This window comes from Microbacterium sp. EG9 (genome assembly GCF_059759475.1).
Map to the genome: position 1 here is coordinate 824,064 of NZ_CM186217.1, position 12,423 is coordinate 836,486.

Here is a 12,423-nt window from a genome sequence, read left to right on the forward strand (position 1 = left end):
GGATCTCCACATGAAGATCGGCATCCTCACCAGCGGCGGAGACTGCCCCGGACTCAACGCGGTCATCCGCGGCGTCGTGCTCAAGGGCACCACGAACTACAACATCGAGTTCGTCGGCATCCGTGACGGATGGCGCGGCGTCGTCGACGGCGATTTCTTCCCGCTCACGCGCCACGAGGTGAAGGGGCTGTCCAAGGTCGGCGGCACGATCCTCGGCACGAGCCGCACCAACCCCTACGAGGGTCCGCGCGGCGGCGCCGAGAACATCGCGAAGACGATGTACGGCCACCACATCGACGGCATCATCGCCATCGGCGGCGAGGGCACCCTGGCGGCCGCGAACCGGCTCTGGAACGACGGCATCAACGTGATGGGCGTTCCGAAGACGATCGACAACGACCTGCGCGCCACCGACTACTCCTTCGGCTTCGACACCGCGGTCAACATCGCCACCGACGCGATGGACCGCCTGCGCACCACCGGCGACTCGCACCAGCGCTGCATGGTGGCCGAGGTCATGGGCCGCCACGTCGGCTGGATCGCCCTGCACTCCGGCATCGCCGCGGGCGCCCACGTCATCTGCATCCCGGAGGTGCCGATGTCGATCGACGAGATCGCGGCGCAGGTGCAGAAGGCGCACGACCGCGGACGCGCCCCCCTCGTCGTCGTGTCGGAGGGCTTCACCCTCAAGGGCATGGACGAGGCGTTCAGCGACAAGGGCCTCGACGCCTTCAACCGCCCGCGTCTCGGCGGCATCAGCGAGGTGCTCGCGCCCGAGATCGAGCGCCTGACGGGTATCGAGACCCGCGCCACCGTGCTCGGCCACATCCAGCGCGGCGGCTCGCCGTCGGGCTTCGACCGGGTGCTCGCGACGCGCCTGGGGTTGCACGCGGCCGACTCGGTCTACGAGCAGGCCTGGGGCCAGATGGTGTCGCTGAAGGGCACCGACATCGTGCGCGTGCCGTTCGCGGAGGCGCTCGGCGAGCTGAACACGGTCCCGATCTACCGCTACGAAGAGGCCGCGGCGCTCTTCGGCTGACCCCCGGCCCGCCGGGACGCCGGCCCGCGGCCCCCGGCCCGCCCGCCCACCGGGGCGCCGCAGATGCCGTGTCCCACTTCTCGCCGGCGTTGTCCCACTTCCGTCGTGGCATGTCCCACTTCCTGCTCTGCGGGGCACCCCTGCACAGCTGGAAGTGGGACACGTCGTGTGAGCGTCACTCTCACTGTCCACGCCCGACGGAGGTTCCTCCCCGGCCGCGTCGGGCGTCGAAGTTTCCACCGTCGGGCGCTCAGCCGCCAGAGCGTCGCCGCGGATGCGTGACGCTTGCGCGATGACGACCTCGAGCGACCTGCCGCGGAGTCTGCCGGAGGCGTTCACCGTCGCGCAGGCGCGAGATGCCGGCGTGAGTCCCGGGCGGCTGCGGGGACGCGATCTCTCGCGTCCCTTCCACGGCGTCCGCGCGCGGGCGGAGCCTACTCCCGGTTCGCTGGAGGCGTCCTGTCGGGCGCTGCTGCCGCGGTTGCGGAACGGGCAGTTCTTCAGCCACGAGACGGCCCTGTGTCTTCTCGGGGTGCCCCTGCCGGAGTGGCCCTATGCCCCGAGCATCCACGTTTCCACCCACCGTCCCGCGCGCGAACCCCGCACTCACGCCGTGGTCGGCCATCGCCTGCAGCTGCGGGAGTCGGCCCACACGACGGTGCGCGGGATGCCGGTCGAGCACCCGGCGCGTGCCTGGCGTCAAACGGGCACGCTCTGGCGGCTCGATGACCTCGTTGCGGCCGCAGATCACCTCATCTCGGGCCGGAGCCCGCTGACGGATGCGGCCGAGCTTCGGCGTGAGATCGAGGTGATGGGCGACGTGCGCGGCGGAATCCTCCGCAGAGCGCTGGCACTCGCTCGCGGTGGTGTGCGCTCTCCTCGCGAAACCCGGTTGCGGCTGCTGCTGAGCCGTGCGGGACTGCCGGAGGCCGAGGTGGCCTGGAATCTGTTCGACGATCGGGGGACGTTCGTCGCGGAACTCGATCTGGCCTTTCCTCGCTATCGTCTCGCCGTCGAGTACGACGGGCGCGTCCACGCTTACGATGCGCGTCAGTTCGCGCGCGACGCCGATCGGTGGGCGGCCATTCGCGGCCTGGGGTGGCAGCACGAGCGCGTGCTGGCGCATCACCTCGTCGGCGATGGCCGGCTCGCGGTGTCGATGGTACGAGACGCCCTGCAGCGCGCAGGGTGGACCCCCGGGCGCTGACGCCGGTCACTGCTAGCTCTGATCGCCGGCGCTGTGTCCCACTTCCTGCTGCCTGGGAGCGGTGCCAAGCGCAGAATGTGGGACACACCTCGGCATAAGTGGGACATGCTGAGGCATGGGCGGGGCGCGGTGCGTGGGAGCGCGGAATCAGTCGGCGGCGAGTCCGAGCACGTCCAGCAGCCAGGCGAGCTCGAACGACCGCTGGTGCCACGAGTTGTAGCGTCCGGAGACCCCGCCGTGGCCGGCGACCATCTCGCACTTGAGCAGCGCGTCCGCGCCCACCTCGCGCAGACGCGCGACCCACTTCGCGGGCTCGACGTAGTACACGCGGGTGTCGTTGAGCGAGGTGGTCGCCAGGATGCGGGGGTACGTGACGCCCGCGCGGACGTTCTCGTACGGCGTGTACGACTTCATGTACGCGTACACCTCGGCGTCGTGCAGCGGGTCGCCCCACTCGTCCCACTCGATGACGGTCAGCGGCAGCGACGGGTCGAGGATCGTGGTCAGCGCGTCGACGAACGGCACGTCGGCGAGGATGCCGGCGAACAGCTCGGGGGCGAGGTTCGCGACGGCGCCCATCAGCAGCCCGCCGGCCGATCCGCCCTCGGCGACGAGCCGGTCGGGGCTCGTGACGCCGGTGTCGACGAGGTGCCGGGCGACGTCGACGAAGTCCGTGAACGTGTTGCGCTTGTGCTGCAGCTTGCCGTCCTCGTACCACTGGCGGCCGAGCTCGCCGCCCCCGCGCACGTGCGCCACCGCGAACACGACGCCGCGGTCGAGCATCGACAGGCGCGCGACGGAGAAGCCCGGCTCGATCGAGTGCTCGTACGAGCCGTAGCCGTACAGATGCACGGGTCGCGGCCCGTCGCCGGGGTCGCCGAACGAGCGCTTCCAGACGAGCGAGACGGGTACCCGGGTGCCGTCGGATGCCGTGACCCACTCCCGCCGCTGTGCGTACTCCTGCGGCTCGTACCCGCCGAGCACCGGCTGTCGCTTGCGCAGCAGCAGCTCGCCGGAGGCCACCACGTAGTCGTAGACGGTCCCGGGGGTCACGAACGAGCCGAACCCGAGCCGCACCATCGGGGGAGCCCACTCCGGGTTGCCCGCGGCGCCGGCGGTGTACAGCTCCTCCGGGAAGTCGAGCTCGTCCACGGCGCCGGTGCGGTAGTCGAGGATCCCCATGCGCGACAGGCCGTCGCGGCGGTACGACACCACCGCCCAGTCCCGGAACGCCGAGACGTCCAGCAGACGGCGTCCCGGCGTGTGGGGGAGCACGACCTCCCGCGCGCCGAGAGGGTCGGATGCCGCGACCCGCACGAGCTCGAAGTCGAGTGCATCCTCGTTGTGCACGATGTAGAGCACGTCCTCGCCGTCGACGACGGCGTGGGTGCTCGAGTACTCGACGCCCTCGCGGCGCGGCCAGATCGAGCGCGGCTCGGCCCCGGCGCCGAGCTCGGCGGCCTCCAGGAGGTACTCCTCCGTCGTGATGGACGATCCCACCTCGATCACGAGGTACTTCTCGCTGCGGGTGAATCCCGCCCCCACCCAGTAGCGCTCGTCCGGCTCGTGGAACAGGCGGACGTCGGCGGCCGCGTCGGTGCCGACCTCGTGCAGCCAGACGGTGTCGGGGCGCCAGGCGTCGTCGACCGTCGTGTACACCACGTACCGGCCGTCGGGGGAGAAGGAGGCGCCCGCGGACGTGTTCTCGACGACGTCGCCGAGCGTCTCGCCGGTGGCGAGGTCGCGGATGCGCAGCGTGTACCGCTCGTCGCCGGCGACATCCACGCCGTACAGCAGACGCGTGCCGTCGGTGCTCACGTCGAAGCTGCCGAGGGAGAAGAACTCGTGGCCGTCGGCTTCGACGTTGCCGTCCAGGAGCACCGTCTCGCCGGGGACGTCGACGCCGGGGGTGAGCACCGGCGGCGTCCAGTCGTCGGGACCGGACAGCGGCGCGCGGCAGTGGATGCCGTACTGCTTGCCCTCGACGGTGCGTCCGTAGTACCACCACGCGCCCTGACGGGTCGGCACGGAGAGGTCGGTCTCGAGCGTCCGGGCCTTGATCTCGTCGAAGATCCGCTGGCGCAGTCCCGCGAGGTGCGCGGTGCGCGCCTCGGTGTAGGCGTTCTCGGCCTCGAGGTGCGCGATGACCTCGGCATCCTCCTTGGCGCGGAGCCATTCGAAGTCGTCGCGGACCTCGTCGCCGTGATGCCGGCGGATCGTGGGGCGTGCCGGGGCGATCGGGGCGGACGGCGGCGTGGAGGCGAGGTCTCGGGTCACCGCTCCACGCTAATCGACGACCGGCGTGTCGGGGGCGAAGCGGCGTTCGGCGCCGGCCCGCGGATGTGGGAGTATTTCTGTGGTCCGGTTGCCGGAGTATGAACCCACGGTGAACTCTTCGTTCGCACCGCCGATCCCATCGGCTCCCTTCCCACGAATCCCGACGAAAGCGAACTGTGGAAACCGCTGCACTCATCGTCGTGCTGGTGATCGCGCTGGCGCTGTTCTTCGACTTCACGAACGGCTTCCACGACACCGCGAACGCGATGGCCACTCCGATCGCGACCGGAGCGCTCAAGCCCAAGGTCGCCGTCCTCCTCGCCGCGAGCCTGAACCTCGTCGGTGCCTTCCTGTCCACGGAGGTCTCCAAGACGATCTCCCACGGGATCATCCGCGAGGACCAGATCGAGCCGCTGGCCTTCCTGCCGATCATCTTCGCCGGCCTCATCGGCGCCATCACCTGGAACATGCTCACGTGGCTGCTCGGGCTGCCCTCCAGCTCCTCGCACGCGCTGTTCGGCGGCCTCATCGGCGCGACCCTGGTCGGCGCGAGCGTCGCGGCCATCGACTTCGGCATGGTCTTGAGCAAGGTCGTGCTGCCGGCGCTGATCGCGCCGTTCACGGCGGGTGCGATCGCGTTCCTCGTCACGCGCCTCGCCTACGCGGTGACCCGGCGCTACGACAACAAGCCCGACGGACGCGACGGCTTCCGCTGGGGGCAGATCTTCACCTCGTCGCTCGTCGCCCTGGCGCACGGCACGAACGACGCCCAGAAGACGATGGGCGTCATCACCCTGGCGCTGATCATGGCGGGCTGGCAGAACTCCGCCCACGCCGATCCGCAGCTGTGGGTCATCCTCGCCTGCGCGTTCACGATCGCGCTCGGCACCTACATGGGCGGCTGGCGCATCATCCGCACCCTCGGCAAGGGCCTCACCGACGTCAAGCCCGCGCAGGGCTTCTCCGCCGAGACCTCCACGGCGGCGACGATCCTGGCCTCCAGCGCGCTCGGCTTCGCCCTGTCCACGACGCAGGTGGCGTCGGGATCGGTCATCGGCTCGGGGCTCGGCCGTCGCGGCTCCACCGTCCGCTGGCGCACCGTGGGCCGCATCGCCGTCGGCTGGGTGCTCACCCTCCCGGCCTCCGCCGCGGTGGGCGCCCTGGCCGCGCTGCTGGTGGTGTGGTTCGGGAACGTGGGCATCTTCATCGACGCCGTGATCGCGGTCGCGATCATCGTCGGCCTCTTCCTGCGCTCCCGCCGCAACCAGGTGGACTCCTCGAACGCCATGAGCGAGGTCGCCGACTCCGGCCTGGCCGTCAAGGTCAAGCGCAACCCGCCGCCCACCCGCCGCCAGCGCGCGATCCTGCGCGAAGAGCGTGCACGCGAGAAGGCGCAGCGGGCGAAGGACAAGGCCGACCGCGCGCACCGTCAGGGGAAGGACCCGCGCTGATGGGCATCACGATCGACTGGTTCGCCTTCGTCCAGGTCTTCGCCGCGGCGCTCGCCGGTGCGCTGCTCGTGGTCGGCTTCTACGCGGTCGGCCTGCGGCTGCTCGTGCGCGGCGGCCGCGCACCCGTCGTGGCGCCGGCGGAGTTCACGGACGCCATCACCGTCATCAGTGAGAAGGAGGCCAAGCGGGCCGCGAAGGCCGCCGCGAAGGCCGCGAAGAAGAGTCCCCTCACCGACGGGCAGAAGCGCGTCGCCCTCGTCGGCGCCTACCTGTGCTTCGCGTTGTGCGGCGTCGCCGTGCTCGCGGGCCTCGCACTGATCGTGGTGCGCTGAGCGGGCACCCGACGCGGCGTCGCGACCCCCGCCTAGGCTGAGGGCATGGCCACAGAGTCGATCCGCTTCGGCATCCATCCGCCCGCACGGCGCGTGATCGTGCACCTGAGCGACACGCATCTGCTGGCAGGAAACCGGCCGCTGGGCGGGCGCTACGACACGGCGGCGAACCTCACCGCCTCGCTGGCGGCGGTGGAGCGCACCGGCGTGCGACCCGACGCGATCGTCTTCACGGGCGATCTGACCGACCTCGGTGAGCCGGAGGCCTACGCGGCGCTTCGTGCCGCCGTCGAGCCCGTCGCCGCACGCCTGGGCGCGCCGATCGTGTGGGTCGCGGGAAACCACGACGAGCGCCCCGCGCTGCGGGCGGGGCTGCTCGACGGGACCGCGTCGGCCGAGCCGATCACCGGCGTGTGGGATCTGGGCGGGCTGCGGCTGATCGCCCTCGACTCGTCGGTGCCGGGCTGGCACCACGGCGATCTGGATGCCGCGCAGCTCGACTGGCTCCGCGGCATCCTCGCCGAGCCGGCACCGCTCGGAACGGTCCTGGCGCTGCACCACCCGCCGCTTCCGAGTCACATCCCCTTCTTCGACATCCTCGAGCTGCGGCACCAGCACGAGCTCGCCGCCGTGCTCGCCGGCAGCGACGTGCGGGCGATCCTCGCCGGGCACCTCCACTACGCGACGTCCGGGACGTTCGCGGGCATCCCGGTGAGCGTCGCGTCGGCGACCTGCTACACGATGAACCTCCAGCGCCCGCCGCAGGAGGTCAACGGCATGGACGGCGGTCAGTCCTTCCATCTCGTCCACGTCTACGACGACACGATCACCCATGCGGTGGTGCCCGTGGGGGAGGGCGAGACGGCCGAGGTCTTCACGCCGGAATGGACGCGACGCATGGCGGCGCTGAGCGCCGAGGAGCGCCTGGAGGCGTTCTCACGCAAACGCTGATCGCGTCGTCGCCGACCCGCTTGACTGAGAGTGCACTCTAAGTTCTAGCGTGGGGGCATGACCCTCCTTCACGACGGCGTCTCGATCGCCACGGTCGCCGAGGCGACCGGTGTGTCCGCCCACACCTTGCGCTACTACGAGCGCGAGGGACTGATGCTGGCGCCCATCGACCGCGCCTCGTCGTCGCACCGGCGCTACACGGAGGCCGACATCGCGTGGGTCCGTTTCCTCACGCGACTGCGCATGACCGGAATGCCCATCGCCGGCATCCGGCGGTACACCGAGCTCGTGCGCGTGGGGGAGTCGACGGTGCCGCAGCGGCGCGAGCTCCTCGTCGAGCACCGCGAACGCGTCCGCGCACAGCTGGAGGAGATCACCGCCAGCCTGCGCGCCATCGACCACAAGATCGACATCTACGACAAGGAGATCGCACACTCATGAAGACCACCACTCTGGGAGCCTCGACCCCGATCCAGGTCAGCCGCATCGGCCTCGGCCTGATGGGGATCAGCGCCTTCTACACGGGAGCCGGTCAGGACGACGTCGACGGCGCGCGCACCATCCTCGGCGCCCTGGACCGCGGCGTCACCTTCCTCGACACGGCCGAGATGTACGGCCCCTACACGAACGAGGAGCTGCTCGGGCGCACGCTGGCCGAGGCCGGTCGCCGCGACGAGGCCGTCATCGCCACCAAGTTCGGCACCATCCGCCACACCGCCGGTGACGAGCGAGGACTCGACGGCACGCCCGGGAACATCCGGCTGTCCGTCGAGGGCTCCCTGCGCCGCCTGCGCACCGACCGGATCGACATCTACTACCAGCACCGGATGGATCCCTCGACGCCCATCGAGGACACCGTCGGCGCGCTCGCGGAGCTCGTCGCCGAGGGGAAGATCCGCGGCTACGGTCTGTCGGAGGCCTCCGTCGCGACGATCCGCCGGGCGCACGCCGTGCACCCGGTGACCGCCGTGCAGACCGAGTACTCGCTGTGGACGCGCGACCCCGAGGGCGAGCTGCTGCCCGCGCTGCGGGAGCTCGGAATCGGGTTCGTGCCGTACTCCCCGCTGGGCCGCGGCTTCCTGACCGGGACCATCCGGTCGCTGGACGTGCTCGACGACGACGATTTCCGCAAGAGCAATCCGCGCTTCGCCGACGGGGCCCTGGAGGCCAACCTCGCCATCGTCGAGGTCGTGGAGGACGTCGCACGCGACGCCGGGGCCACGCCGGCGCAGGTGGCTCTGGCCTGGCTGCTGGCCCAGGGTGAGCACATCGCTCCGATCCCGGGTACGCGCAAGCTGACGCGGGTCGAGGAGAACATCGGCGCGGCCGAGCTGTCGCTCTCGGCGGCGCAGCTCGCGGCGCTGGACACGGTGGCCGCCCCGGTGGGCGAGCGCTACGCGGACATGTCCACGGTCAACCGCTGATCGGACGGCGCCCTCCGCACCGGTCGATGACCGTGGCGGAGGGCGCCGGCGTTTCCGGTGTACGTCGTGTACACCGGATGCGCCGCGTCGCCGCGGGTAGGCTCGACCACGACCACCCGAGGCGACGACCCAAAAGGACCTGCACTCATGGCACTGGACGCAACGACGCGCACCGAGACCGACTCCCTGGGATCGATGGAGATCCCCGCGGATGCCTACTGGGGCATCCACACCGCCCGCGCTCTGGAGAACTTCCCCATCTCCATGCGCCCCATCTCCGTCTACAAGGACCTCGTCACCGCCCTCGCGATGGTCAAGCAGGCCTCCGCCCGCGCGAACCTGGAGATCGGCGTGCTGGATGCCGAGCGGGCCGACCTCATCGATCGCGCGTCCCAGCGGGTCATCGACGGCGAGTTCCACGACCAGTTCGTCGTGGGCGTCGTCCAGGGCGGTGCCGGCACCTCCACCAACATGAACGCGAACGAGGTCATCACCAACATCGCGCTGGAGCTGGCCGGACGCCCGAAGGGCGACTACGCGTTCCTCTCGCCGATCGATCACACGAACCGCTCGCAGTCGACCAACGACGTGTACCCGACGGCCGTCAAGGTGGGCCTCAGCCTCGACCTCAAGACGCTGCTGGAGGAGCTCGACCTCCTGCGCCGCTCGTTCCTGGCGAAGGCCGTGGAGTTCCACGACATCCTGAAGATCGGTCGTACGCAGTTGCAGGACGCCGTCCCGATGACGCTCGGGCAGGAGTTCCACGGGTTCGCGACGACCCTCGGCTACGACCATCAGCGCCTCACCGAGAACGCCTATCTCCTGTTCGAGATCAACATGGGCGCCACCGCCATCGGCACGGGCATCACGACGCATCCCGGCTATGCGCCGGCGGTGCTGCGCCACCTGCGGGAGATCACCGGCCTCGACCTCGCGACCGCCGACGACCTCGTCGAGGCGACGAGCGACACCGGCTCGTTCATGTCCTTCTCCTCCACCCTCAAGCGCAACGCCATCAAGCTGTCGAAGATCGCCAACGACCTGCGGCTGCTCTCCAGCGGTCCTCAAGCGGGTCTCGGAGAGATCAACCTGCCCGCGCGTCAGGCGGGCTCCAGCATCATGCCCGGCAAGGTCAACCCCGTCATCCCGGAGGTCGTCAACCAGGTCGCGTTCTCTGTGGCGGGCGCCGATCTCACCGTGACGATGGCGGTGGAGGGCGGCCAGCTCCAGCTGAACGCGTTCGAGCCGATCATCGCGCACTCGATCTTCCAGTCGATCACCTGGATGCGCCGGGCCATGCGCAGCTTCCGGATCAACTGCGTCGACGGCATCACCGCGAACCGCGAGCGCCTCGGCGCCATGGTCGGCTCCTCGGTCGGCGTCGTGACGGCCCTCACGCCGTTCATCGGCTATGCCGCCTCGGCGGCCCTCGCCAAGACGGCGCTGCTCACGCACCGCAACGTCGGCGACCTCGTCGTCGAAGCCGGTCTCATGAGCCGCGACGACGTCGACAAGCAGCTGTCGCCCGCGCGGCTGTCGGGGTTGGAGGCGATCACCCAGGCGATCCCGATCGTCCAGCCGGCGGAGAACCTCGTCGAGAGCTGAGCGCAACCCTTTGCGGGCGGCCGTCAACGCCCGATAGCGTACGTCTCAATCCGGCACCCTGTACCGAATCACCGAGGAGAGACATGACCGACCCCACTCAGCCCCCCGTCAACCCGCCGACGCCCCCGTCGGCGCCGCCCGTCGCACCGCCCGCCTACCAGGCGGCTACCGCGTACGCCGGACCGCCCGCCCCCGGGGCGCCGGTCCCCGGCCGCACCCTCGGCATCGTCGCGTTCGTGGTGGCGATCTTCTTCAACATCATCGGCCTCATCCTGGGCATCGTGGCTCTCGTGCAGAGCCGTAAGGCGGGGGTCAAGAACGGCTGGGCGGTCGCGGCGATCATCGTCGGTGCCGTGCTGGCCGTGGTCGGCGTCATCGTCGGCATCATCCTCGTGGCCGTGTTCGCCAACGCGGCGGGCGATCTCATCCAGTTCTGCGCCAACAACCCCAGCGGGGTGTACGAGGTGAACGGGCAGACCGTCACCTGCAACGGCGGCTGATCCCGCGAACGTGCGACGGCCCGCTCCTGCCCTTCGGCGCGGGGCGGGCCGTTCGTCGTCGAGCGGTGGCGGCCTCAGTCCAGGATGCGGCAGTGCGTCGTGAGCTCGCCGATCCCGTCGATGCCGACGGTCACGGTGGAGCGGTCCCGGAGGAAGATCTGCGGGTCGCGCGAGTAGCCCGCACCGCCGGGGCTCCCCGTGGAGATGAGGGTTCCCGGCAGCAGCGTCGCCGACTGGGAGAGGTGTGCGATCAGCGTGGCGACCGAGCGGATCATCTGCCCCGTCGAGGCGTCCTGCACCGTCTGGCCGTCGACGACGGCCCAGATGTGCAGATCCTGCGGGTCGGGGATCTCATCGGCCGTGACGACGAACGGGCCGTTCGGGGTGAACCCGTCGAACGACTTGCACCGCGACCACTGCGCCTCGGAGAACTGGATGTCGCGCGCCGTGATGTCGTTGACGACGGTGTATCCCCACACGTGATCGAGCGCGTCTTCCGCCGGGACGTCCTTCGCGGGCGCGCCGATCACGACACCGAGCTCCGACTCGTAGTCGACCGACTCGCTGAGCGTGCGCGGCCAGCTCGTCGTGCCCTCGTTGCCGGCCAGGGAATTCGGCCACAGCGTGAACACGGTCGGTGCGGTGTCGGCCTTCAGGCCGAGCTCGCTGGAGTGCGCCGCGTAGTTGAGGCCGACCGCGAGGACGATGGGCGGCGCGGCGACGGCCGGCCCGAACACGAGCCCCGCGAGGGGGATGCCCTCGGCATCCTCGGCCGCCTCCCGCACCCGTGCGAGCAGGTCGTCGCCGCCCTCGATGAGGGATTGCAGCGTGCGCGGCGCGCCCGCGAACAGGGCGCCCACCGGGGCGACACGTCCGGGGGCGACGACGGCGACCAGCTGCGGATCGTCCGTCTCGGGCAGCACGACGTGGGCGAAACGCATCCCTCCAGGGTAGTGGGGACGGCGCGACGGCGCAGGTTTTGGTGATTACGGTCGCGACGCGGGTCTCCGCAGGTTGCAGTGGGAAAGACTCAGCGCCCGGTGCCGCGGCGATGCCTGCGTGTCTCCCGGGCGCTGAGTTGGCCTGCAGTCATTGTCCGTCGGTGCTCTCGGGGGTGTCAAGAGGGTGCCCGCGGCATCCGCGCATGCTTGGATGGAGGCATGACCGAAGAGCGCACCAAGCCCGAGTTCGACGCCCCGACGGGGCCTGCTCCCGCGGACCTCGTCATCCGCGACCTCATCGTCGGTGACGGCGACGAGGCGAAGCCCGGCGACAACGTCACCGTCCACTACGCCGGCGTCGAGTACGAGTCCGGTGAGGAGTTCGATTCCTCCTGGGGCCGCGGCGAGTCGATCCAGTTCCCGCTGCGCGGCCTGATCCAGGGATGGCAGGACGGCATCCCGGGCATGAAGGTGGGCGGTCGCCGCGAGCTCGTGATCCCCCCGCACCTGGCGTACGGACCGGCCGGCGGTCACTTCCTGGGCGGCAAGACGCTCATCTTCATCATCGACCTGCTGAAGGTCGGCTGACCACTGGACGTTCCTCGGGGGCGGATGCCGCGGCATCCGCCCCCGAGGTGTTCGCCGAGAGTTTTTTCATTCTTGGGAATACATACCCGGTCGACGTGTTGACTATGC

General features: G+C 70.3%; 12 protein-coding genes. 10 read left to right on the plus strand and 2 right to left on the minus strand.

Translation table 11 applies throughout. The annotated features are described in order from the left end of the window. The first annotated feature begins 10 nt into the window (after positions 1 to 10). Positions 11 to 1,039, plus strand: a complete 1,029-nt coding sequence (locus tag AC6CQV_RS03825; RefSeq protein WP_060959440.1) for a 6-phosphofructokinase — start codon at positions 11 to 13, stop codon at positions 1,037 to 1,039. A 667-nt stretch (positions 1,040 to 1,706) separates the two neighbouring features. Beyond that, entirely contained in the window at positions 1,707 to 2,246 is a 540-nt protein-coding gene (locus tag AC6CQV_RS03830; RefSeq protein WP_157553763.1) for a putative endonuclease domain-containing protein, read from the plus strand. A gap of 147 nt (positions 2,247 to 2,393) precedes the next feature. On the opposite strand, the gene AC6CQV_RS03835 is transcribed toward AC6CQV_RS03830, so the two are convergent. Beyond that, a complete protein-coding gene (locus AC6CQV_RS03835; RefSeq protein WP_101306596.1) occupies positions 2,394 to 4,523 on the minus strand; it encodes a S9 family peptidase in 2,130 nt (709 codons plus the stop codon). A 176-nt stretch (positions 4,524 to 4,699) separates the two neighbouring features. Here AC6CQV_RS03835 and AC6CQV_RS03840 point away from each other — a divergent pair, with 176 nt between their 5' ends. The 7 genes from AC6CQV_RS03840 to AC6CQV_RS03870 all read left to right on the plus strand — a co-directional run bounded on the left by AC6CQV_RS03840 (position 4,700) and on the right by AC6CQV_RS03870 (position 10,786). Beyond that, positions 4,700 to 5,974 (plus strand): inorganic phosphate transporter, encoded by a 1,275-nt coding sequence (locus tag AC6CQV_RS03840; RefSeq protein WP_498260334.1) that lies wholly within the window; start codon positions 4,700 to 4,702, stop codon positions 5,972 to 5,974. After that, entirely contained in the window at positions 5,974 to 6,306 is a 333-nt protein-coding gene (locus AC6CQV_RS03845; RefSeq protein WP_101306595.1) for a peptidase, read from the plus strand. The genes AC6CQV_RS03840 and AC6CQV_RS03845 overlap by 1 nt, the downstream gene beginning before the upstream one ends. A 45-nt stretch (positions 6,307 to 6,351) precedes the next feature. Next, positions 6,352 to 7,257, plus strand: a complete 906-nt coding sequence (locus AC6CQV_RS03850; RefSeq protein WP_498260335.1) for a phosphodiesterase — start codon at positions 6,352 to 6,354, stop codon at positions 7,255 to 7,257. Between the two features lie 57 nt (positions 7,258 to 7,314). Then, entirely contained in the window at positions 7,315 to 7,698 is a 384-nt protein-coding gene (locus tag AC6CQV_RS03855; protein WP_060959446.1) for a MerR family transcriptional regulator, read from the plus strand. Then, a complete protein-coding gene (locus AC6CQV_RS03860; protein ID WP_498260336.1) occupies positions 7,695 to 8,681 on the plus strand; it encodes an aldo/keto reductase in 987 nt (328 codons plus the stop codon). The genes AC6CQV_RS03855 and AC6CQV_RS03860 overlap by 4 nt, the downstream gene beginning before the upstream one ends. Positions 8,682 to 8,828: 147 nt before the next feature. Then, positions 8,829 to 10,286 (plus strand): aspartate ammonia-lyase, encoded by a 1,458-nt coding sequence (locus tag AC6CQV_RS03865; protein WP_060959448.1) that lies wholly within the window; start codon positions 8,829 to 8,831, stop codon positions 10,284 to 10,286. A gap of 83 nt (positions 10,287 to 10,369) precedes the next feature. Next, positions 10,370 to 10,786 carry a DUF4190 domain-containing protein gene (locus tag AC6CQV_RS03870; RefSeq protein ID WP_498260337.1) on the plus strand — a complete coding sequence of 139 codons (417 nt, stop codon included), beginning with the start codon at positions 10,370 to 10,372 and terminating at the stop codon, positions 10,784 to 10,786. A gap of 74 nt (positions 10,787 to 10,860) precedes the next feature. Here the strand turns inward: AC6CQV_RS03870 and AC6CQV_RS03875 are convergent, their stop codons facing one another. Continuing rightward, entirely contained in the window at positions 10,861 to 11,727 is an 867-nt protein-coding gene (locus AC6CQV_RS03875; protein ID WP_205283199.1) for a fumarylacetoacetate hydrolase family protein, read from the minus strand. Between the two features lie 219 nt (positions 11,728 to 11,946). On the opposite strand from AC6CQV_RS03875, the gene AC6CQV_RS03880 reads away from it, so the two are divergent. Continuing rightward, a complete protein-coding gene (locus AC6CQV_RS03880; protein ID WP_060959451.1) occupies positions 11,947 to 12,315 on the plus strand; it encodes an FKBP-type peptidyl-prolyl cis-trans isomerase in 369 nt (122 codons plus the stop codon). The last annotated feature ends 108 nt before the right edge of the window (positions 12,316 to 12,423 follow it).